Annotated in this window: 18 protein-coding genes; 5 read left to right on the forward strand and 13 right to left on the reverse strand. The window is 57.1% G+C overall.

Annotated features, from left to right (window positions below):
* Positions 1-34 precede the first annotated feature (34 nt).
* The 5 genes from HMPREF2891_RS04740 to HMPREF2891_RS04760 all read right to left on the reverse strand — a co-directional run bounded on the left by HMPREF2891_RS04740 (position 35) and on the right by HMPREF2891_RS04760 (position 6,843).
* Positions 35-1,450: an MFS transporter gene (locus HMPREF2891_RS04740; RefSeq protein WP_070664047.1), complete on the reverse strand. Its 1,416-nt coding sequence runs from the start codon at positions 1,448-1,450 to the stop codon at positions 35-37.
* Positions 1,451-1,793: 343 nt separating this feature from the next.
* A complete protein-coding gene (locus HMPREF2891_RS04745; RefSeq protein ID WP_034508145.1) occupies positions 1,794-2,468 on the reverse strand; it encodes a GntR family transcriptional regulator in 675 nt (224 codons plus the stop codon).
* Between the two features lie 153 nt (positions 2,469-2,621).
* Complete coding sequence (gene hpaD, locus HMPREF2891_RS04750; protein ID WP_070664048.1) at positions 2,622-3,704, reverse strand: 3,4-dihydroxyphenylacetate 2,3-dioxygenase; 1,083 nt, start codon at positions 3,702-3,704, stop codon at positions 2,622-2,624.
* Between the two features lie 91 nt (positions 3,705-3,795).
* Positions 3,796-5,328, reverse strand: a complete 1,533-nt coding sequence (hpaE, locus tag HMPREF2891_RS04755) for a 5-carboxymethyl-2-hydroxymuconate semialdehyde dehydrogenase (RefSeq protein WP_070617704.1) — start codon at positions 5,326-5,328, stop codon at positions 3,796-3,798.
* Positions 5,329-5,349: 21 nt separating this feature from the next.
* Positions 5,350-6,843, reverse strand: a complete 1,494-nt coding sequence (locus tag HMPREF2891_RS04760; RefSeq protein ID WP_070664049.1) for a fumarylacetoacetate hydrolase family protein — start codon at positions 6,841-6,843, stop codon at positions 5,350-5,352.
* Positions 6,844-7,135: 292 nt separating this feature from the next.
* Between HMPREF2891_RS04760 and HMPREF2891_RS04765 the strand changes: the two genes are divergently transcribed.
* Entirely contained in the window at positions 7,136-8,602 is a 1,467-nt protein-coding gene (locus HMPREF2891_RS04765; RefSeq protein WP_070664050.1) for an NAD-dependent succinate-semialdehyde dehydrogenase, read from the forward strand.
* A 157-nt stretch (positions 8,603-8,759) separates the two neighbouring features.
* On the opposite strand, the gene HMPREF2891_RS04770 is transcribed toward HMPREF2891_RS04765, so the two are convergent.
* From HMPREF2891_RS04770 to HMPREF2891_RS04780, 3 genes are read right to left on the reverse strand one after another with little or no spacing between them, the layout of a single operon-like run.
* Positions 8,760-9,641, reverse strand: a complete 882-nt coding sequence (locus tag HMPREF2891_RS04770; protein ID WP_070617695.1) for a metal ABC transporter permease — start codon at positions 9,639-9,641, stop codon at positions 8,760-8,762.
* Complete coding sequence (locus HMPREF2891_RS04775) at positions 9,638-10,399, reverse strand: metal ABC transporter ATP-binding protein (RefSeq protein ID WP_083309302.1); 762 nt, start codon at positions 10,397-10,399, stop codon at positions 9,638-9,640. The genes HMPREF2891_RS04770 and HMPREF2891_RS04775 overlap by 4 nt, the downstream gene beginning before the upstream one ends.
* A gap of 2 nt (positions 10,400-10,401) precedes the next feature.
* Complete coding sequence (locus HMPREF2891_RS04780) at positions 10,402-11,319, reverse strand: metal ABC transporter substrate-binding protein (protein WP_070664051.1); 918 nt, start codon at positions 11,317-11,319, stop codon at positions 10,402-10,404.
* Between the two features lie 107 nt (positions 11,320-11,426).
* Between HMPREF2891_RS04780 and betT the strand changes: the two genes are divergently transcribed.
* Positions 11,427-13,481 carry a choline BCCT transporter BetT gene (gene betT / locus HMPREF2891_RS04785; RefSeq protein ID WP_070664052.1) on the forward strand — a complete coding sequence of 685 codons (2,055 nt, stop codon included), beginning with the start codon at positions 11,427-11,429 and terminating at the stop codon, positions 13,479-13,481.
* Between the two features lie 38 nt (positions 13,482-13,519).
* Here the strand turns inward: betT and HMPREF2891_RS04790 are convergent, their stop codons facing one another.
* The 3 genes from HMPREF2891_RS04790 to proC form a co-directional block, all read right to left on the reverse strand.
* The gene (locus tag HMPREF2891_RS04790; RefSeq protein ID WP_070664053.1) at positions 13,520-14,308 is read right to left on the reverse strand and encodes an HpcH/HpaI aldolase family protein; all 789 of its coding nucleotides are present in this window, start codon (positions 14,306-14,308) and stop codon (positions 13,520-13,522) included.
* A complete protein-coding gene (gene hpaH / locus HMPREF2891_RS04795; protein ID WP_070664054.1) occupies positions 14,293-15,078 on the reverse strand; it encodes a 2-oxo-hept-4-ene-1,7-dioate hydratase in 786 nt (261 codons plus the stop codon). Before hpaH ends, HMPREF2891_RS04790 begins: the two co-directional genes overlap by 16 nt.
* 106 nt (positions 15,079-15,184) lie before the next feature.
* On the reverse strand, positions 15,185-15,994 hold the full coding sequence (gene proC, locus HMPREF2891_RS04800) for a pyrroline-5-carboxylate reductase (RefSeq protein WP_070664055.1): 810 nt from the start codon (positions 15,992-15,994) through the stop codon (positions 15,185-15,187).
* 198 nt (positions 15,995-16,192) lie between these two features.
* Between proC and HMPREF2891_RS04805 the strand changes: the two genes are divergently transcribed.
* Both HMPREF2891_RS04805 and HMPREF2891_RS04810 read left to right on the forward strand, forming a co-directional pair.
* A complete protein-coding gene (locus tag HMPREF2891_RS04805; protein WP_222566263.1) occupies positions 16,193-16,876 on the forward strand; it encodes a ComEA family DNA-binding protein in 684 nt (227 codons plus the stop codon).
* Positions 16,867-18,363, forward strand: a complete 1,497-nt coding sequence (locus HMPREF2891_RS04810; RefSeq protein WP_146002480.1) for a ComEC/Rec2 family competence protein — start codon at positions 16,867-16,869, stop codon at positions 18,361-18,363. The genes HMPREF2891_RS04805 and HMPREF2891_RS04810 overlap by 10 nt, the downstream gene beginning before the upstream one ends.
* Here the strand turns inward: HMPREF2891_RS04810 and HMPREF2891_RS04815 are convergent.
* On the reverse strand, positions 18,319-19,152 hold the full coding sequence (locus tag HMPREF2891_RS04815) for an aldo/keto reductase (RefSeq protein ID WP_070664058.1): 834 nt from the start codon (positions 19,150-19,152) through the stop codon (positions 18,319-18,321). The genes HMPREF2891_RS04810 and HMPREF2891_RS04815 overlap by 45 nt on opposite strands.
* 39 nt (positions 19,153-19,191) lie before the next feature.
* On the opposite strand from HMPREF2891_RS04815, the gene holA reads away from it, so the two are divergent.
* A complete protein-coding gene (gene holA, locus HMPREF2891_RS04820; protein ID WP_261666839.1) occupies positions 19,192-20,229 on the forward strand; it encodes a DNA polymerase III subunit delta in 1,038 nt (345 codons plus the stop codon).
* A 149-nt stretch (positions 20,230-20,378) separates the two neighbouring features.
* On the opposite strand, the gene rpsT is transcribed toward holA, so the two are convergent.
* Complete coding sequence (gene rpsT / locus HMPREF2891_RS04825; protein ID WP_034508104.1) at positions 20,379-20,642, reverse strand: 30S ribosomal protein S20; 264 nt, start codon at positions 20,640-20,642, stop codon at positions 20,379-20,381.
* Positions 20,643-21,034: the final 392 nt, after the last annotated feature.

The following is a 21,034-nucleotide window of genomic DNA, read 5'->3' on the forward strand; positions in this document are numbered from 1 at the left end:
GTGGACGTTCCGAGGGGCTCTACGGCTTTAACGGTTAGTATCCAGCGCCGTGCTCAAACGTTGCTGGCGTACCGGAAACCTTCTGCGCCGCAACCGCGGCCTCTAGCTGCGCATTGCCGGGAATGTCGTTGGCTTCCTTACCCAGCGGTAGCCCCGTGCGGTCTTTGATAGTTGATACCGCGATCAACCCAATGGCCGTGAAAGTAAATAGGTAGATTGAGATTGCCGTGGAGGTTCCGAACTTGCCGTACAAGAAGGTGGAGATGAGCGGCGAGAACGCTCCGCCTAGAATCGCCCCAATCGCGTACGCAAGGCCCGCTCCTGAGTAACGGACTCGGGCCGGGAAAATCTCGGCAAACATTGCAGACTGTGGTCCGTAGGTGAGGCCTAGGCCAATCGTCAACGGCAAGACGCCAAGCATAATGTTTGACCACTCGCCGGTATTGATCAGCATAAAGAGGGGGAATACCCAGACCAGATTTAGAACGAAGCCGATCTGGAAGGTGCGCACGCGGCCTATCCTGTCTGAGATCCAGGCCGCAAACAGGGTGGTGACAATCCAGGAGGCGGAGGCCAGCGTGATGATGTTCAGCATCTTGTTTCCGTCAAGGCCCATGCCGTTGGGTCCGGAAGTGTAGGCCAGGATGAACCCTCCGGTGATCATGTAGCCAACCACTCCGTTACCCATGAATGCGAGGGCGCCCTGTACCAGTTGCTTGCCGTTGTACTTGAACATCTGCACGATGGGCAAGCGCAGCTGATCGGCGTCCTTCGAGACCTCCTCGAAGATGGGGGATTCGGCTACGCCTAGGCGGATGAACATGCCGATGGCGATCATGACGATTGAGAAGAGGAACGGTACTCGCCATCCCCAGGTATTGAAGGCATCGCCAGAAATAGCATGCACGATAGCGAGGACGCCCGTGGCAGTGAGCATGCCCAGTGGCACGCCAACCTGGGGGAAGCCGCCGTACCAGCCGCGCCTGTTGGCAGGTGCGTGTTCTACTGCCATGAGGGCGGCTCCGCCCCACTCGCCGCCGGCCGAGAATCCTTGAACGATTCGTAGCAACACAAGCAGGATCGGAGCCCAAATACCGATTGTTTGGTAGGTGGGCAGCAGGCCAATCAATACGGTTGCAAGACCCATGAGGATCAAGGTTGCTACCATCATCGATTTGCGGCCAAGCTTGTCACCGAGTGTGCCCGCCACCATCGCCCCCAGTGGGCGGAAGAAAAAGCTGATGCCAACGGTTGCAAAACCAATGATCTGTCCTAGGAAAGCGTTGTCCTGTGCCAGGGGATCAAAGAACAGCGGGCCGAAAATCAAGGCGACTGCGTTGGAGTAAATGAAGAAGTCGTACCACTCAACGGTGGTGCCTACAAGGGTTGCGACTGCAACCTTGCGATCTTCCTTCTTCTTTGGGCTAAGAATGAGGCGATTGTTTGCCACGGTGGCCTCCTGTGCGTGGGCGGGACGATTGGTGGGTGTCCGACAAGCGGGTAGGTGTCTTAAGCTACGGCATTGCAGTACTCAAAACGGAAAACATATACATCGTCGTATACGATTTACAGTTTAGTTGGGCTACGCATCTTCGCAATGCTTCCCGCCCGCAAATATGGCCGACACTTAGGAAAAACGTGCAACGTCGCCGAAGGCGCCTCAAAACCCTTCTACATCAAGGAAATCGCCAAGGCGTCAAAAACCCCGATGTAGCTCTTTCGTAGCAGAGCGAACATCGGGGGCTTAGCTTTGTGACCGAATAGTGGTCACGTCCCTATAGTTGGAGACCTCGCTAATAGGCGGGCTTGTGATCTGTAGCGATGTACTTGCGCATCGTGCGCATCTTGTGTTCGCGAACCAAAAGCTCTACATCAACCGAAGGTGAACCCTCTTCAATCAACTTCAAGATCTCTTCATGCTCGTCCACTGACCGCGTCGAGTAGCTTGGGTCAAATGCAAATGCAGATCTGCGAATGATCGTAATGCGGTCCCATTCGCGCTCAAGCAAATCAAAAAGCCTGTGGTTAGGGCAGCGCTGAGTCAAGATTCGGTGGAACCTGTTATTGAGCGTGGTGAACTTGCGCGGATCAAACTCTCCAACCAGCAGTTCGCGCATTTGATCGTTAAGTTCGTGAGCCTCTTTCAGGTCTTCTTCAGCCAGGTAGGGGATGGACAAAGCGGTGGCGTAGCCTTCCATAACCGCCATCGTTTCCATCGTTACCGCATAGTCCTTTTTATCCACACCAGTAACGATCGCGCCAACATTTCGCTGGAACTCCACGAGGCCTTCAGCCTCTAGACGGCGAACAGCCTCTCTTACAGGGACAGCAGACACCCCAATTTCGCGAGCAATACGGTCAAGAACCAGACGATAACCAGCCGAATACCGACCGGAGAGGATTCCTTGGCGCAAAGTCCGATAAACCCTTTCGGACTTCGAAATAGATCCCCCAGCATGTTCCGTCATCGTGCCTGCTTTCTAAAGTGCCAGAAGCACCAAGACCCTTAGATTTCTTAGCGTTCTCTTTATTTATCATATCTAAAGAATCCATAAAAAATAAGTTAATTATTTGCCGGCCCAAAGCTAAAGTGCTTTGGGCCGGCAAAACTTTTGTTCGTTCTAGAGCTGTTCGCCTACCTTGAAGCCCTTCTCCGTATCGCCCTTACGGGTGTATGAGAAGCCGTCGGCTCCAATCGTCACGTCCATCTCCTTCGGCGCCTCCCGCTCGATAAGCGGAACGAGGTTTCCATCCAGGTCTGCAACGCGGGAAGCCTCGGTGTACCAGGACGGCACAACCTGGTGGCCCCACCAGTCGCGACGCTGGTTATCATGCACGTCCCACGTAACGAGCGGGTTGTCCGGGTCACCCGTGTAGTAGTCCTGCGTGTAGATCTCCACGCGGTGACCATCCGGATCACGCAGGTAGAGGTAGAACGCGTTCGAAACGCCGTGGCGTCCCGGGCCGCGCTCAATCTGGTCCGACATGCGCATTGCGCCCAGCTTGTCGCAAATGTAGAGAATGTTGTGCTTCTCGTGGGTAGCGAAAGCAACGTGGTGCATGCGCGGGCCCTTGCCGCCGGTCAAGGCGGTGTCATGAACCGTCTGCTTGCGAGCAAACCAAGCTGCGTAGGTTACGCCGTCCTCATCCTCAATATCCTCGGTGCGCTTGAAGCCAAGGCCATGCTCAAGATACTTCGCACCAGCTTCCACATCGGGGAACACCTGGTTGAAGTGATCCAGGCGCACCAGGGCGCCCGCACCCTGCTTGTCGTAATCCCAACACATGCGCCTTTGATGCTCGGTCTCGTAGAAGAACTCGTAAGGGAAGCCCAGCGGATCGAGCACGCGCACCGAGTCACCAACGCCCTTCACAAAGCCTTCCTTCTCACGGCGAACGTCACAGCCAAGCGCCTCGTAGTAGGCAACGGCCTTGTCTAGGTCTTCGGGCGTGCGCACGCGGTAAGAGAACACGCGCACCGCAGCCTCGTTGCCCTTACGAAGGATGAGGTTGTGGTGGATGAACTCTTCGAAGCTACGCAGGTAGATGACCTCATCATCTTCGTAGGTGACTACCAGGCCGAGAGCGTCAACGTAGAACTCGCGCGACTTGGCAAGGTCGGTGACGATCAGCTCCATGTATGCACAGCGCAAGATGTCAGGTGCGGGTAGATCAGGTAGTTCAATCGGCTTGATTTGGGACATGTTAGGCTCCTTTGGCTACGCGGTGGTTAAGGGTTTCGTCATTGAAATCTGCTTTGCCGACCCCGGTTTGAAGGCCGGCAAAGCTGGTGGGTTATGCGCTGGGGCCGCCGAGCCCGAGGTCGTTATCGGCGTATCCTGTTGCGCCAAACCTGGTGGTGTGCACGTCACCGAGGGTGAGGTGGATTGCCTGCTGGTCAGAGTAGAAGTCCAGCGAACGGTATCCGCCTTCCTGGCCAAGACCGGAAGACTTCACGCCGCCAAACGGGGTGCGCAGGTCACGAACGTTATGCGAGTTGATCCAGACCATTCCGGATTCAATGCCGTGCGCGAAGTTGTGGGCGCGCGTTACGTCCTTGGTCCACACGTATGCGGCGAGGCCGTATTCCACTGCGTTGGCCAGTTCCAGGGCTTCTTCTTCCGTGTCGAATGGCGTGATTGCAACGACGGGGCCGAAGATTTCCTCCTGGAAGATTCGCGCGTCGCGCGGCACGTCCGCAAATGCGGTTGCCTCAACGTAGTTGCCCTTGTCAAGGCCCTCGGGACGCTTACCGCCGGCAATCAGGCGAGCTTCGCTCTTGCCAATCTCGATGTAGCTCATGACCTTGTCGTAGTGCTCGGGGTGTACCAGAGCGCCGATCTCGGTGGTCGGATCTGCCGGGTCTCCCACCACTACCTTCTTGGCGCGCTGTGCATATGCCTCTACGAACTTATCGTAAATGGGGCGCTCAACGAGGATGCGCGAGGACGCGGTGCAGCGCTCACCATTCAGTGAGTAAACGCCAAACAAGGTGGAGTCGAGTGCGGCCTCGAAATCTGCATCAGCAAAAATTACGGCAGGGGACTTGCCACCGAGCTCCATGGACATGGACTTCATGTTTGGAGCGCAGTTTCCGTAAATGATCTTGCCGGTTCCAACTTCGCCGGTGAACGAAATCAGGTTCACGTCCGGGTGCTTCACCAGCGAATCACCAGCGGTTTCACCAAAGCCGTGCACCATGTTGAATACGCCCTTGGGAAGGCCGGCACGTTCAAAGATTCCCGGCCATAGCGAGGCCGAGGTCGGGGTGAACTCAGCGGGCTTCAAAATGACTGTACAACCGGAGGCAAGGGCCGGGGCAAGCTTCCACGACTCCTGCATGAACGGCGTGTTCCACGGGGTAATGAGGCCGGCAACGCCCTTGGGCTTGCGGTTAACGTAGTTAATCTGGCGGCCGGGCATTTTGAACGCGTTGTCGTGCTGGGCAACGATTAGGTCGGCAAAGAAGCGGAAGTTCTCCGCCGCACGGTTGGCCTGGCCCTTGGCCTGGCGGATCGGTAGGCCGGAGTCAAACGACTCGATTGCGCCGAGCTCCTCGTTTAGCTTAGAAACCTCATCTGCGATGCGGTAGAGCACCTGGGCGCGCTGGCGAGGTAGCATGCGCGGCCATTCGCCCTCGTCGAACGCCTTGCGGGCAGTCGCGGCCGCGAGGTCCACGTCGGCCTTGTCGCCGGACGCACACTTAATGTAGGCCTCGTTGGTGGTGGGTTCGATTACGTCGAAGGTTTCACCGCTTACCGAGTCCACGTTCTGGCCATCAATGTAGTGCTGAATGCGCTCGGGTAGGTTTGCTGGACGCTTCGTCATGTTTCTCCTTTGAACGTGAGGTTACTTTGACTCGCGAAGCGAGGACGGCAGCGGATTGTCTTGCAGCCATGCCTCGTAGCGCGTCTTCCATTCGGGTTTCTTGATGGGGTAAAGGCCGTCAACACTGGCGCCCTCGGCAACCATCTGGGCGATGAACGTTTCGCGGTGCTCTTGGTCTTCTGCGGCCGCAACCACCTCTTCCACGAGGTGGCGGGGAATCACGATCGCGCCGTCGTCATCTGCAACGATTACGTCGCCAACCATGACGGTTGCGCCGCCGCAAGAAATGGTCACGTCGTGCTCGTAGGGCACGTGGCGCCGGCCGAGTACGGCCGGGTGCTGGCCCCCGCAGAACACGGGAATACCAACTTCTGCTACGGCTGCCGCGTCTCGTACCGAACCGTCGGTAATGACGCCGGCCGCTCCGCGTACCTTGGCACGTAGGGCCAGGATGTCACCGAGCGTGCCTGCAGTGTTGTCGCGGCGCGCCTCCATGACGAGAACTTCGCCTTCACCCACAGAGTCGATTGCCTGCTTCTGATGGTTGAAGCCGCCGCCCATCTTGTCGAACAAGTCTTTGCGGTAGGGCAGGTAGCGAAGCGTGCGGGCGGTGCCAACGATCTTCATACCGGGACGTAGCGGCGTCACGCCGTCGAAGGAAACCTCGTTGAATCCCCGCGAGCGTAGCTGTACTGAAAGGGTAGCTACCGCAACATTTTCGAGGCGGGCGCGAAGCTGCGGGTCCAAAGGTGCGGTCTGGGCGGCCTTCTCGGCCTCTTCGCCGATGGGGTAGCCCCACGCGTCAGAGCGCTGCTTGTCATCAACCTTGGGAGGATTACCAACCTCGGCCAGAGCGGGGCCGGACTTCACTTCGGTGCGCAGCTTGCCCGTGGTTACCTCGGGGCGATCCAGGTCGAACACCTCAACTTCGATCACCTGGCCGGGTTCGGCAACGGATGCGCCGGCCGGAACGCCGGTGAGGATCACGTCGCCCTCTTCTAAGGTGAGCAGGCGTGAAAGGTCGGCAATCATCGTGGAGATCGAGAAGAGCATTCCCGCTGTGGAATCATCTGATACCAACTGGCCATCCAACCACGTGCGTACGCCAATTCGATCCTCGCTCAGCTCGCTCGCGTCGAGGAGGGTGGGGCCAACCGGCGTGAAGCCGTCGCCGGACTTGGAGCGCACGTTTGAGCCCTTGTCCGCGTAACGCATGTCATGCAGACCGAGGTCATTGGAAGCCGTGATCCAGCCGACGTAACTCCAAGCGTTAGCAACACTTACATTGCGCGCTTCTTTCCCGATTACGGCCGCAACTTCGCCCTCGAAACCAAGAAGCTCGGTGCCTTCTGGGCGCACGACAACGTCAGAACCGGTCAGCGACGATGGAGCCTTAAAGAAATAGGAGGGGTATTTTGGAGTGCGGCCGCGCTGGTTGGCGCGTGACTTGTAGGAAAGGTGGACGGCAAAAATCTTGCCCGGTCGCTTTCCAAGTGTTTGAGTAATAATGTCCATGAAATGAAACCTTCTTACTGCTCTTCAGCGGCTATCCACTTGAGGCTTCGTCGCCCCTTCCAGTCAACACTTACAATATCGTATATGATCTACGCGAAACAGTACGGCAAAGTGTGATGTGCGTCAATAGATCTTCTAATATTGAGAGATTTTGGCAAATAGTCGGATCTGTTTGCAAAAACGTATATGATTTTAGTGTTGGTTTCAGTTCTTGAAAACCAGGCCTAATAATGGGCGTTACCCACTCGCTTTGCAGAGAGCTCGAGTGGAAACAAGAGCAAAGGAGCTACCCGTGGCGAATATTAGGGTCGACGAAGTTATTGGAAGAGTTCCAACTCGGTTGTACGTCAATGGCGAGTGGAGAGATTCCTCCAACGGAGAAACCTTCACCGTTATTAACCCGGCTACCGAAGAAAAGCTTGCCGACGTGGCTTCCGCAACTCCCGAAGATGGGATGGCTGCACTTGACGCTGCGGTTGCCGCCCAACGTGAATGGGCCCGGACCCCCTCGCGAAAGCGCGCACAGATTCTGTGGGACGCGTTTGATCGCGTAGTCGAGTTGAAAGATGACTTTGCGGCCGTGATGACCGCCGAAATGGGCAAGCCCCTGGATCAGGCGTATGGAGAGGTCGCCTACGGCGCAGAGTTCCTCCGCTGGTTTGCAGAGGGCGCTACGCGCACCATGGGGAACTACTATCCGACGCCGGAGGGCAACATTCAGGTAGTCACGATCAAGAGGCCGGTGGGCCCGTGCTTGCTGGTGACGCCGTGGAACTTCCCCCTCGCTATGGCTACCCGAAAAGTGGCTCCGGCTCTTGCCGCAGGTTGTACCACTATTTTGAAGCCGGCCGAGGCAACGCCCCTCACCTCGCTACTTTTTGTACGCGTGTTGGAAGAAGTAGGGGTGCCCCGCGGCGTAGTGAACATTGTTCCAACCTCGTCAACGCCGGCTATGACCGGCCCGATGATCCAAGATTCGCGTCTGCGCAAACTGTCATTCACCGGTTCCACCCAGGTTGGGCGAGCGTTGCTGCGTGAGGCTGCGCAAAATGTTTTGCGCACCTCCATGGAACTGGGTGGTCTGGCGCCGTTTATCGTATTTGAGGACGCCGATATTGACCTTGCCGTTAAGGCGGCTCTTGCAACAAAGATGCGCAACATGGGAGAGGCCTGTAACGCGGCCTCGCGCTTCTACGTGCACGAGTCGGTAGCCAAGGAGTTCACGCAAAAGTTTGCTGCGGGCATGAGCAAGATGGTGGTCGGCAACGGTATGGAAGAAGGCGTGGACGTAGGGCCAATCGTGTCGGCAAGGCAGCTGGCGTCGGTTGAAGAGCTGGTGGAAAGGTCCGTGGCTGCAGGCGCGAAAATCGAGGTTGGAGGCAAACGCCTGGACCAGCCCGGTTTCTTCTTCCCGCCCACGGTACTTACGGTGGAAGGCGCCGACAACCCACTGCTGGAAGAAGAGGTGTTTGGCCCGGTTGCGCCCGTCTACTCGTTTGCGAGTGAAGAGGAAGTACTTGAACTGGCCAACAAGTCCCAGTACGGTCTGGCCGGATATGTTTACACCAAGGACATGCAGCGGATCATTCGCCTGGGTGAAGAGCTTGAGGTGGGCATGATCGGCGTAAACTCGGGCACAATCTCGAATGCGGCCGCTCCCTTTGGTGGGGTAAAGGCCTCCGGGCTTGGTCGTGAGGGCGGTGTTGAGGGAATCGAGGAGTACCTGGAAACCATCTACCTCGGTACTCCGCGCGCATAGCTAGCCGCTTTAAAAGAGGGCGTCCGCCAAATGCGGACGCCCTCACTGCGTGTTGACGCTTCTTTGCGGGACGCTAGTTTCTGGTCGTCCCGCACTCTCTGTTGGCCCACATGGACGTGTGCAGCAGGGGGCTAACGCAGTAGCCTTCTGCTTGAAATCACGCGGCAACAGCCTCGGAAGTCGAACGAGCTTCGCGATGTAGTGACGCTCGTGCGCGCAACGTGGACCAAGCGTATACGAGGGCAAAAACGAAGCCGGAGACGGTTACCACGGTTGCGCCCGATGCCATATTGAACCAGTAGGACAGGTAAATGCCTATGGTTACGCATATTGCGGAAATCAGGGGTGATACCCATAGCTGGGTGCGGAAGCTATCCGTGAGCAAGAATGCGGTGGCGCCCGGAATGATCAGCAGAGCCACAATCAAAATCATGCCTACCGCCTGCATAGCAACCACAACCGTGATCGCAAGGCAAGAAAGTAGCAGTGCGGAAAGTCGCTTGGTGGACAGGCCGATTGTGGAGGCGTGCGCCGGGTCGAATGCGAACAGGGTCAGGTCACGGCGTTTCAGCCACACGGTGATGCCGGCCAGCGGCGCTAGAATCATAACCTGCAACATGTCCTCATTGGTTATGCCAAGCAGGTCGCCAAACATGATGTGCTGCAGATCGATGTGGCTTGGGAATATCGATATGAGAGTGAGCCCCAGTGCAAGCATGGTGGTGAACACGACGCCCATCGCTGTGTCCTCTTTGATTTTTGACGTGTGTTTCAAGGCGCCGATCAGGCCAACGCAGGCGAGGGCAGCGAGAAAGGCGCCCAGTGAGAATGGGATGCCAACAATGTATGCAACCACAATGCCGGGAACAACGGCGTGAGAGAGCGCGTCTCCCATCAAGGACCATCCCACCAGAACCAGCCAGCATGACATTAGTGCGCACACCATGGCAGCCAGCAGCGTCACCGCATATCCGCGAACCATGAACGAATGCGTCCACATCTCGCCAAACGTTAGCCACAGCCAGGTACTTATGTTCATTTTGTCTCGCTAAAAACGTGGAGCAGATTTTCTTCCACGAGGGCGCGCTCGGGAGTGTCTACGGTGTAAATCTTTCGGTTAAGCAGAGCTACCTCGTCTGCGAACTTATGGATTGAGGCGAGGTCGTGAGTGGAGATCAGCAGGGTAGTGCCCGCGATGGCCAGCTGTTTAAGTAGGTCGGTGATCAAAGCTTCGCTGGTGTAGTCCACGCCAGCAAAGGGCTCATCGAGGAGTATCACGTGCGCGCCCTGGGCTACGGCTCGCGCTACAAAGGCACGCTTTCGCTGCCCTCCAGACAGTGCCCCAATGGGGCGATCAGTCAGGTCGGTAAGCCCCACAATTTCGAGGGCGCTCGCTACGGCCTCCACGTCGGATGGCCGCGGCTTTCGACGCCAGTTCATTTTTCCGTAGCGGCCCATCATCACGACTTCTCCTACAGTGATGGGGAAGTCTTTGTCTATGCCGTCATTTTGGGGAACATAGCCGATGAGGCCGGCGCGGCGGGCCTCGTAACTACTTTTTGCGCACACGCGGATTTCGCCGGACCTGGTTGGCACTAGTCCCATGATCGAGTTAAACAGGGTAGATTTGCCCGAGCCATTCATGCCTACAACCGCCATGATCGTGCCCTGCCTTACGGCAAGATCCACGCCGGTAAGGGCATGAACCTTGCCGTAGGAGACATGCAAATCGCGGATGGTAAGGGCAACGCCCGGCTCGACCGAAGGCGTGCTTTGTTCCACCTGCATTGCTGTCATTGTCACTTGCTGAGTCCCTTCGTGATCAGCTCGGCATCGTAGCGTAGCAGGTCGAGGTAGGTGGGCACGTCCCCGTCCGGGCCGGTTAGTGAGTCAACGTAAAGAGTGCCCCCGTACTCGGTGCCGGTAGCCTGCACGATTGGTTTCATCTTGTCGCCAACCGTGGACTCGCAAAATACGGACGGGATTTTGTTGGTCCTAACAAAATTCTCAACATCAGCCACGCGAGCGGGGGTGAGCGCCCCCTCAGCATTTACGGCCCACAGGTACTTTTCTTGTAGACCTGCGTCCCGGGCAAGGTAGCTGAACGCTCCCTCGCAAGTCACCAGCGCGCGCTGGTCGGACTCCAGGGTTTGCAGTTCTTCTTCCATCTGCTTGCCCACAGCCTCGATCTTGGCGGCGTATTCCTTGCCATTCTTTTCGTAGTAATCGGCACCCTCCGGATCGAGCTCGCTAAAGGCCTTCACGATGTTCTCAACATATTTCACGCCGGCAGCGGGGGACATCCAAGCGTGTGGGTTGGGGTGGCCCGCATAATCGCCCTCAGAAATAGGGATGGGTGTGATGCCTTCGGAAAGCACTGCGGTTTGCGCGTCGGTGTTGGCCACAAACTTTTCAAACCAGCGTTCGAGGTCGAGGCCGTTGTTCAAGATTAGGTCCGCGCTCTCGGCCCGTTTGATGTCATCGGGAGTTGGTTGGTACTCGTGGATTTCCGCATCGGGTTTGGTGATGGAGTGGACGTCGAGGCGCTCGCCCGCAACGTTTTGAGCCATGTCTGCAATCACTGTAAATGTGGTTAGAACCTGTGGCTTTGCGTCTTCGGATGTCTCTGGCGAGCATGCGGCCAACGGAATGGAGAGCGCTATAACGGCGCCAAGGGCAGCGAGTTTCGCCGCAATCTTTTCTTTTCTTTCGGTCATGTAAATAAGATATTTCGGTCGCCCGAAAAATGCAAGACGGTTTAAAACGTGTCACAATTCGCGAAGGCGCGTTCAGCGCGGGCACGAAACTACATTGGAGAGAACACGTGAGTAACAAGACGGCGCGAATCCCGGTTAACTGGCCGGTGTTTGCCGGATCCGCAATAAGCATTATCGCGATCGCGCTTTGGGCAGTGATCTCGCCGGCCACCGCCGGTAGCGTGCTAACCGTCGCAGTAGACTGGATTGCCACCTGGTTCGGTCCGTTCTACATCCTCATGGCAACTGTCATGGTGGTGTTTGTGGTCGCGCTAGCTATCTCTCGATTCGGCAAAGTTAAACTTGGCCCACCCAACGCCAAACCCGAGTTCTCCACATTTGCCTGGGCCTCAATGCTGTTTGCTGCCGGCATTGGTACCGACATCATGTTCTTTGCCGTTGCCGAACCTGTCGCTCAGTACATGAACCCTCCCATCGGCGAGGCCCAGACGATAGAAGCGGCAAGGCAGGCAACCGTGTGGACGCTGTTCCACTACGGTATTACCGGATGGGCAATGTATGCCCTCATGGGCATTGCCCTAGGATACTTCGCATACCGGCGCGGCCTCCCGCTTGCCGTGCGCTCGGCGCTCTCTCCAATCTTCAAAGACCGCTTGAACGGCCCCCTCGGCCACGTGGTTGACGGGGCGGCCGTCCTTGGCACGATATTTGGTATCGCAACCACCCTGGGCATTGGCGTGGTGCAACTGAACGTGGGGCTTGAAATTCTGTTCGGCATTGGTCAAGGACTACCTGCACAGATCGCGCTGGTGGTGCTAGCCGTTTTGGTGGCCACGATCTCGGCTACCTCGGGAATCAATAAGGGCATCCGCTTCCTCTCCCAACTCAACGTTGTACTGGCCGTGGCACTGTCTGGGTGGGTGCTGATCACCGGACGCACCGACTTCTTGCTAAACGCAATCATCATGAATGTGGGGGACTTCGTCACTCGCTTCCCAGCGATGAGCCTGGAAACCTTTGCCTACTCCGACGCCTCGGCGTGGAAAGCTGCATGGACACTGTTCTTCTGGGCATGGTGGGTTGCATGGGCCTCTTTTGTGGGAATGTTCCTCGCCCGAATCTCGCGCGGGCGCACCATCAGGCAGTTTGTGGCCGGAACGATGACCATCCCGTTCCTGTACGTTCTCATGTGGATCTCTATCTTCGGTAATGCTGCCCTGGACTACATCCGCACAGGCGGCAATCTGGAATACGCGCAAAAGACGGTTGAAATCCCCGAATACGGGTTTTACACGCTGCTGCAGGAATTTCCGCTACCAATGCTCCTCGTGGCTGTGGCGACCTTTGTGGGCTTGCTCTTCTTCGTTACGTCAGCGGACTCGGGCGCACTGGTCATGGCAAACCTGTCATCATTCCTACCTTCGGTACAAGACGATGCGGCCGGCTGGCTACGCGTATTCTGGGCCGCGGTCACCGGCGTCCTCACTATCGGAATGCTACTTGTGGGCGGTATTCCAGCTCTCCAAAACGCTACCATCGTGATGGGGCTACCATTTAGCGTGGTTATGGTTCTGGTCATGTTTGGTCTGATGAAGGCGCTTCGTGAGGACGACCGTAGCGTTCGGCTGCGGGAACGCTCATTGCGAAACACCATAACGGGAGCGGGCGCGGAGCTGGTTAACCCGTCTTGGCGAGATCGTCTGGCGCGCACGTTCGAACAGGTCTCACCGGTTCAGGCAAAGAGGTACCTGGACCGCGTTGCTGAACCCGCTCTACGTCTGATTGCGAAGGAATTAGCCGCGCAGGGTTATCAGGCAGAGGTCATTCGGGGCGGCGATGAGCCAGTTGAGGACCTCGACGAGTCGATCTTCATTCACGACCGCCTCAAGTTTGTTGCGGGAGTTGGGCAAGAACAGTTTGTGTATCGCATTCTGGCAGTTGACGCTCCAACCACCGTGTACGGCGGTCAGATGAGCAGTGCAAGCCACATGTCGACCAGGCTGGAAGTGCACCTGCCCCAGGGCGAACAGGATTACGACGTGATGGGCTATTCTACCGAGGCGCTAATCCACGACGTGCTTGACCAGTTTGAGGTGCACCAAGACTACTGGCGTGTTCAGGAGCTGGATGAGACAGCTCGCCAAACACGCCAGGATCACTAATGGTTACCTCGTTCTAATTTCAGAGGGGCGCGGCCAATCTAGTTACTAGTTTCGAGGAACTTCTCAGCTAGAGCCTCGCTACCGCGTGCGAGGATAGTGACATCTGCTCCCACGAGGACGAAGTCTGCACCCGCATCGATGTATTCGCGAGCAATAGCCGGGTCAAAAGCGTTGGTGCCAACCGGCTTGCCCGCGGCTTTCGCGGCCTTAATGCAGTGGATGACGCGGGACTTGACTGCCTCGTCGCCGGCCTGTCCGATGATTCCTAAGTCAGCTGCTAGGTCTGCAGGGCCGACAAAAATGGCGTCTACGCCATCAACGGCGAGGATGTTCTCCACGTCCTCCACAGCCTTGGCAGATTCGATCTGGCAGATTAGCGTAATCGTTTCTCGTGCACGCTCCAGATAGTTTGGGATCCGGTTCCACATAGACGCACGTGCGAGGGCGGATCCAACACCGCGCACGCCCTTGTCAGGATAGTTAACGCGGGCTGCGGCAAGCTCGGCCTCTTTCGCACTGTCGATCATGGGGACCAACAGGTTGCGCACGCCAAGATCGAGGTACTGCTTGATCAAACGCTCGTCATTGATTGGTACACGCACGATAGTGGATGCCGAGTACGCGGCAGTCGCGTGTAGTTGGTGCAGGAGGCTGGTCAGATCGTTGGGGGAGTGCTCGGCGTCGATGAGCACGTAGTCAAGCCCGCAGGAGGCACAGATTTCTGCGGTAATAGGCGAAGTGGCGCACGCCCAAATACCGATGAGGGCGCGACCGGCCTCGTCAATATGCTGAATGAGGGTGCGAGGTGGGTCTAGTTGAATTGGCATGTGATTGTCCCTAGCGGTCCGTAGTCTGCGAGCACCGAGTCACCCTTGTAAACCCACATGGGCCTAGTGAATGACCCGGCGAGGATGATTTCGCCTGCGCCCAGGTATCCCTTGTGCGGGGCGATTTTGTTTGCCAGCCAGTGTACGCCTGCGGCCGGGTGGTTCAACACTCCGGCGGCCACGCCCGTCTCTTCGATTTCCTGGTTGCGGTACAGCACGGCACTGACCCAGCGCAGGTCCACTTCGTCAACGCGCACGGGACGTCCTCCGATAACCATCGCCCCCATAGCCGCGTTGTCAGCGATTGTGTCTACGATTGTGCGCCCCTTCATTTCGATGCGCGAATCGAGAATCTCGAGGGCTGGCAGCACCCACTCGGTGGCGTCTAGAACGTCAAAAATTGTGGCGCCCGGGCCCTTAATGTCCTTGCCGAGGACGAATGCAAGCTCAACTTCGATACGCGGATGCGTGTACTCGTCCCACACAAATACGGATCCGGTTTCGAAGATCATATCGTCAAAAATGAGGCCGTAGTCGGGTTCGTCAATGCCGGTTGCGTCCTGCATTGCTTTAGATGTGAGTCCGATTTTGCGGCCCTTTAGCACGCATCCGGCCGCCTCTTTCTCTGATCTCCACAGGCGTTGAATAGCGTAGGAGTCCTCTACGGTCATCTGTGGGTAGCGAGCGGTGAGCCGGGGGATCGGGGTGCGTGTTTCTTTGGCTTTAACAAGCTCTTTAGCGATAGATTGGCGGATTTTCTGGTCCAGCATGACGCCTCCTTGAGTCTGTATTGCTGCCAGGTGCCGGCGCGCGTGCACGCGGAATCGGTACCGTTAGGCAAAATCGTACACGATTTGGGGAAGGGGAGGCGGAAACTTAGCCGAGCTCACCATCTCGGGCCACAGCCGCGTCCACCGCAAGGCCCAATACGGCGGACAGTCCGCTTTGCTGCGCGGCCAGTAAACCGGCAATCGTGGTACCACCCGGGGACGTCACCCGGTCTATCAAGTTTGCCGGAGTTGCACCGTCAGTGGCGGCCTCGTCAAGAATCATTTGTGCCGATCCCAGCATTGATTGGGCAACGATTGCAACTGCCTGGTGTTTTGTAAGGCCGTGGTTAACGCCTGCGCGGGCAAAGTCGTCCACGATTTGATACATCCACGCGGGGGAACACCCGGCGAGAGCAGAAAAAATAGGGAAGTGCCCCTCATCTATCACGAGGCAGCGGCCCACGGGCACCATTATCTTCTTGGCCATCTCCACGTGTTTTGAAGAGGCGGCCGCGCCGCGCGCGATACCGGTCATGGACTCGCCGATGGCCGCGTTTACGTTAGGCATGACGCGCACAATAGGCACATTGGTTTCGGTTGCCTGCTGCAGTGATGTCAGGCTCTTGCCTGCCGCAAGCGAGATAACGAGTTTGCTGCCGTCGCTGATTTCTGGCGTGATTTCTTTGAGCACATCTTCAACCGCGTGTGGTTTCACACCTAGCACGATTACGTCTGCCGTTTGGGCTAGCTCGCGGTTGTCGGCCAGTGCGTGGGCACCAACCTCGGTTGCAAGTGCAGGAGCAGACTTTCCTGATTTGTCCGTCAAGTAGATTTCATCTGCATCCAAACCCGCAGCTACCACGCCACGCACAATCGCGCTCGCCATATTGCCGGCGCCAATAAAACCGATTTTCATAGCGTTCCTTTCCTATCCACAAGCCTAACGCGCCGGAGGTTATCCACGCCCGCGCTAGAGACCAGAATGGTAAGGCTTTCTTAGCGGCACACTGGCGTCATGAAGCATGCAATCTCGCCGGCCCGGTTAAGGCAGCGCGCTTTTGATAACGCGGTTAGTAGAAGCGCCAAAAAGTCGAATCCGCCTATTCTTAGACTTTTGCCCTCTCCTTTTGCCATGGTGGCTCTCGCCGTGGCACTCGTTGCAGTTGCATCGTTCTCACTCTTTCGGCTGGGCATTGCGGCACCCGCGACTGATGCGATTTTAGAGGATGGAACTTCCCAGCTACGTGAACGTATAAAAGCTGAGGGGGAGGACCCGCGCGCCCTGCAACCAAGCGAGGCTGAATCGGAACCTTACCCCAGTAACGGTGGCGCAATTTTCGTGCAGGTCACCGGAGCGGTCAATAAGCCTTCGGTGGTTCAGCTGCGCGTCGGCGCTCGTGGAGCGGACGCCGTTCAGGCTGCTGGAGGAATGACCGCGGATGCCGCGTTGGCCTCGGTAAACCTCGCGCAGGTCGTGGCGGATGGGCAGCATATTCACGTCCTCACAAATGAAGAACTAGAAAAGGGTGGCGCAGCCGGCGGCTTGGGCGTACCAAGCGCGGGCACGGCTGGGGCAGGGGGTTCCACAAATGCTGGGGCGGGCGCGGGTGGGTGTATCAATCTGGCGGTGGCAGATAGTCAGGCCCTCCAACGCTTACCTGGAGTTGGCGCCGCGCTCGCCGAACGCATCATCGCTTATCGCACCGAAAACGGCATCACTAAACCCGAAGATGTCCGCGCGGTTTCTGGGATAGGTCCAAAAACGTTCGCGGGGTTCAAGGACCAGCTGTGTCAGTAGCTCAAAATGTGCCCAACGAGCAGTTAGATCGCGCGCCACTCGACCTGCGTCTAGTGCCGGCCGCGATACTGGCATGGCTGTCCACCGCGCTTGTTCTGCAGGTAGCGAACTCTTCAGGCAGCACGCTTGGCGTGCTCCTCGTATCGTTGGCGTTCACGTCTGTTCTCGTGCTGCTTGGAATCGTGCAGAAGACGCGGCGCGCGGCGCACGCTCGCCAAGACCCGGGCTCGTTCGTATCCGCAACGGCACTGCTCTGCCTTGTCCTTGCTATTTCGGTTATTTCTGCTGCCACCCACGCGCACATGTTTGCACGTCACGACATGAAAGAAGCATGCAAAACCAGGTGTGTCATTACCGCATCCGTTGAACGCCCCAGCCGTGAGGCCACACAAGGTCGCTGGATCACCCACCTCGCGGTTCCAGGCGGCAAGATCCTTGTTGCCGGCAGTCGGATCGAGGCACGCGCGGGGGATCAGGTTATACTCTCAGGCCGTCTGCAGGCCGGTCTTACCCCGCCCATGCTTGGCGTATTCAAACCAGCCAATATCGAAACTTGCGAGGCCACCGGCTGGCGCGTGGCATTTCGTAAAAACCTCCACTCCGCCCTCGCGCCCCTCCCGCCTGAGTCTCGCGGCCTCATTGCAGGAATGAGCATTGGTGACTATTCCGATTTACCGCCACAGGCACGCGACGCCATGGTCACAACAGGAACCAGCCACCTAACCGCCATCTCGGGACTTCACCTGGCTATCCTGATAGGCACAATCAATGTGCTACTGCCGGGCAGAGGGACCACCAAAATAGCGTTGGTCAGCACGATCGTGGCCGGCCTGGTTGCGATAGTTGGGCCCACCCCCTCCATAATCCGAGCCGTTTCAATGGCCGCAATCCCAACTTGGAGCGGCGTTTTAGGACGACGCGGCCAGCCTTTCAACTCCCTCGCACTCGTGGTCTTAGCTTGGATCATCTGGAACCCGTGGCTCGCCCTCTCCGTAGGGTTTCTACTGTCCACCCTCTCCACGGCCGGCGTGCTCATCGCCACGACAGGAAGGCAAAGAAACCCTCCACCAGGCTGGCCCAAATTGCGTCGCTTGGCTCAAAAGCTGTGGAATACCGCCTCCGTTCCGCTCGCGGCCACGATAGCCACCAGCCCTGCACTCCTATGTTTAAACGGAAGCGTTGCACTCTACGCAGTATTTACAAATGTTGCACTGGCACCTCTAGTTGCGCCCACAACCCTACTTTCGCTGGCAACCGCTGTCCTCGCACAAATCGGAAAAGCCAGCCAAGTAGCTTTGCTCGCCGCGTTGTTTGCGCAAGGGATCATTGCGATCACCACCTGGTTTGCAAAGCTCCCGGGCGCACAAATCATCGGCCCGGGAGCAATCGCTACAGTTTTGGTGATGCTACTTATTACAGTCACCTACATCGGGTGGAGACTTTTACCACTCCTCGTGGCTCATCGGATCCCACACAAACCGGTCTGACGTATCCAGGAGATCCAAAGCCCGCATGTGATCATCACTGAGTTCAAAATCGAACACCTGCAAGTTCTCGGCATTACGTTGTGGTTTTGAAGAAACCGGGATGGGAAGAATCCCGCTTTGCACCGCCCAGCGCAGCACCACCTGTGCCGGCGACTTTCCGACCTCACTCGCAATATTTTCAACGAGCACCTGTCCCAGCAGGTTCTCCACCGGTCCGAGGGGGCGCCACGCCTCAGTCACTATTGCTTTACTGGCGTGGAAACTGCGCAGGTCCTTGCGCGCAATGATCGGGCTGAGCTGAATCTGGTTTAACACGGGAAGCACGCCCGTTTGCGCCTCTAGTTCTTCAATCTGGTGGGGCAAGAAGTTCGAAACTCCAATGTGCTTAGTCAGGCCCCGCTCACGTAGCTTGATGAGCTCTTCCCACGTCTGCAAATAGAGGCCGCGCGAAGGGTTTGGCCAATGAATCAGCGTCAGATCAACGTAATCAACGCAAAGCCTTCGCAGTGATCCTTCCAAACCGTGCGTGGTTGCACCCGTTCCTTGATCTCCGCCCGCGATCTTCGTGGTAATAAAAAGTTGTTCGCGTTCTACCCGCGAGTCTTTAACACCCTGACCCACGCTAAGCTCGTTGCCGTACTGCGCGGCCGTGTCAATCAGCCGGTAGCCGTCTTCAATCGCGCGAGCAAAAAGCGCCGCGCCCTCCACGCCCTTGTGTTTTGAAGTGCCCAGTCCCATCGCGGGAATACGGCCGCCGTCAAGTAGTTCCAATGTTGGAATATCTGCCATTGCTACCCCTTTCTTCATTTCTAGACTAGAGGTCTATGCGTGGCGGCGAAACCGGAGCGGGGCAGGCGGATGAAAATTGTCCGTCCCCTGTGGCACTCTGTACGTATGGCGCAAAATCGTAAGGCCCCCAAACAGTGGTTTGAGGCAGCTCTGGCTCCCGTGGTGCTTATCCAGTCCAAGGAGCCACTTCTTGCTGAACGCGCAGTTTCGAAGCTTCGTGATCTGGCGCGTAAAGCGGATCCTGCTGTAGAGATGATCCGTCTAGAGGCAGGTTCTTACGAATCGGGCCAATTGGCTATTCACACGTCGCCAAGCCTGTTCGGCGAGGCTCGCTTTGTGTACATCCCCGAGTTAGAAGCCGGATCACCTGCCCTGTTCGATGACCTCGCAAAGTACATGGAACATCCCGAGCCGGACGTGACTTTGGTGCTACGTCACAACGGAGGAAACGCGGGACGCAAGGTGCTCACCGCCGCGCAAAAACTGAATGTGGCAACGTTTGTGGCTAATGAGGTGAAGCGTCCGGGCGACAAAATGGATTTTGTGCGCGAGGAGGTCCGCCGGGCAGGGCGCCGCATCGAAGCCGAAGCTGTGCAGGCCCTAGTGGACGCTTTGGGGTCAGATTTGGCCGAGCTTGCGGCTATGACTTCGCAGTTGCTTGGTGACGTTGAGGGAACTATCACCAGCCAGCATGTGCACCGGTATCAGTCGGGCAGGGTGGAGGCAACTGCGTTTGCGGTTGCTGACGCAGCCGTTTCGGGCCGGGCTGGTGAGGCCCTAACGCTCTTGCGTCATGCTTTGGCCACAGGTGCAAGCGCTCCCGCTTTGGTTGGAGGTATTGCACTTAAAGTTAGGCAGATCGCAAAAGTTTCTATTCGCCCGCCGTTGCCGGCTTCCAAGCTGGGGATGCAGAGCTGGCAGATCGACCGTGTGCGCCGGGATGCTCGCGGCTGGAACGAGGCGCGACTTCGCCGAGCGGTCATGGCTGTTGCAAGTGCGGATGCCGCCGTTAAAGGCGAATCAGATGACCCAGAATATGCCCTTGAAAAACTCGTCCTAACGGTAGCAGGGAAGTAGTTCTCCTCTTGCTCGCATTCCTGGCAGGAAACAACATTTTCGGTCAATCCTTGCCAAGAACCCTAGTAGCTCTGCCGGACCCTTTTGGATGAAACCCTGATCTAGATATAAAAAATGGAGGCCGTAGCCTCCATCTTTTGGTCGATCCGCTAGTCCATCTTCGCTACAGCTTTAGCGAGCTTGGACTTACGATTAGCAGCCTGGTTGCGGTGAATAACACCCTTGCTGACTGCCTTGTCAAGCTTGCGGCATGCAGCCTGCAGTGCCTCGTTAGCCTTATCGCGGTCACCGGCAGCAATCGCTTCACGAGTGCGGCGTACGTACGTCTTCAACTCCGACTTAACGGCCTTGTTGCGTAGACGACGCTTCTCGTTGGTCTTGTTGCGCTTAATCTGGGACTTAATATTTGCCACAGTTTTACACTCTCTTTTTCGATTACAAGGTCGGTGAGGGGTTGCTGAGCCTTGGACAAAAGTGGGGGACACTCGACTGCGAACAGCTCAGCGTTGGAACGCCCCGACCAGGGCGAACCAACTAGTCATAATACCAGGTGTTTCTCACTCAAACTAGGCGTGTTTTCACCGTGTCAAGGTGATGATGCACACGGTTCGCTCTTGCCGCAACTAGAAACTCCTTAAGTGCAGAACTGGCGGGTCGAACTATTAGCCTGCCAGTAGCAGGGCCATTGCCGTTACCACAATCAGGAATCCTCCAATGGGAATAACAAGGACAGTCCCAAGAAAAGCCGCGAGAGTGGGGCGAATATCGATCTGTAACCAAACCGCGTCGTAGCTGGGGTCAACCA

Source organism: Actinomyces sp. HMSC065F11 (assembly GCF_001813085.1).
Lineage (GTDB): Bacteria > Actinomycetota > Actinomycetes > Actinomycetales > Actinomycetaceae > Gleimia > Gleimia europaea.

Coding starts and splice junctions, on each gene's coding strand:
- HMPREF2891_RS04775 (WP_083309302.1), bottom strand. CDS start 10,399: ATGACAGCAATGCAGGTGGAACAAAGCACGCCTTCGGTCGAGCCGGGC.
- HMPREF2891_RS04760 (WP_070664049.1), bottom strand. CDS start 6,843: ATGGACATTATTACTCAAACACTTGGAAAGCGACCGGGCAAGATTTTT.
- HMPREF2891_RS04745 (WP_034508145.1), bottom strand. CDS start 2,468: ATGACGGAACATGCTGGGGGATCTATTTCGAAGTCCGAAAGGGTTTAT.
- HMPREF2891_RS04815 (WP_070664058.1), bottom strand. CDS start 19,152: ATGGCAGATATTCCAACATTGGAACTACTTGACGGCGGCCGTATTCCC.
- hpaE (WP_070617704.1), bottom strand. CDS start 5,328: ATGACGAAGCGTCCAGCAAACCTACCCGAGCGCATTCAGCACTACATT.
- proC (WP_070664055.1), bottom strand. CDS start 15,994: ATGAAAATCGGTTTTATTGGCGCCGGCAATATGGCGAGCGCGATTGTG.
- HMPREF2891_RS04770 (WP_070617695.1), bottom strand. CDS start 9,641: ATGAACATAAGTACCTGGCTGTGGCTAACGTTTGGCGAGATGTGGACG.
- hpaH (WP_070664054.1), bottom strand. CDS start 15,078: ATGCTGGACCAGAAAATCCGCCAATCTATCGCTAAAGAGCTTGTTAAA.
- HMPREF2891_RS04780 (WP_070664051.1), bottom strand. CDS start 11,319: ATGACCGAAAGAAAAGAAAAGATTGCGGCGAAACTCGCTGCCCTTGGC.
- hpaD (WP_070664048.1), bottom strand. CDS start 3,704: ATGTCCCAAATCAAGCCGATTGAACTACCTGATCTACCCGCACCTGAC.
- HMPREF2891_RS04790 (WP_070664053.1), bottom strand. CDS start 14,308: ATGCCAATTCAACTAGACCCACCTCGCACCCTCATTCAGCATATTGAC.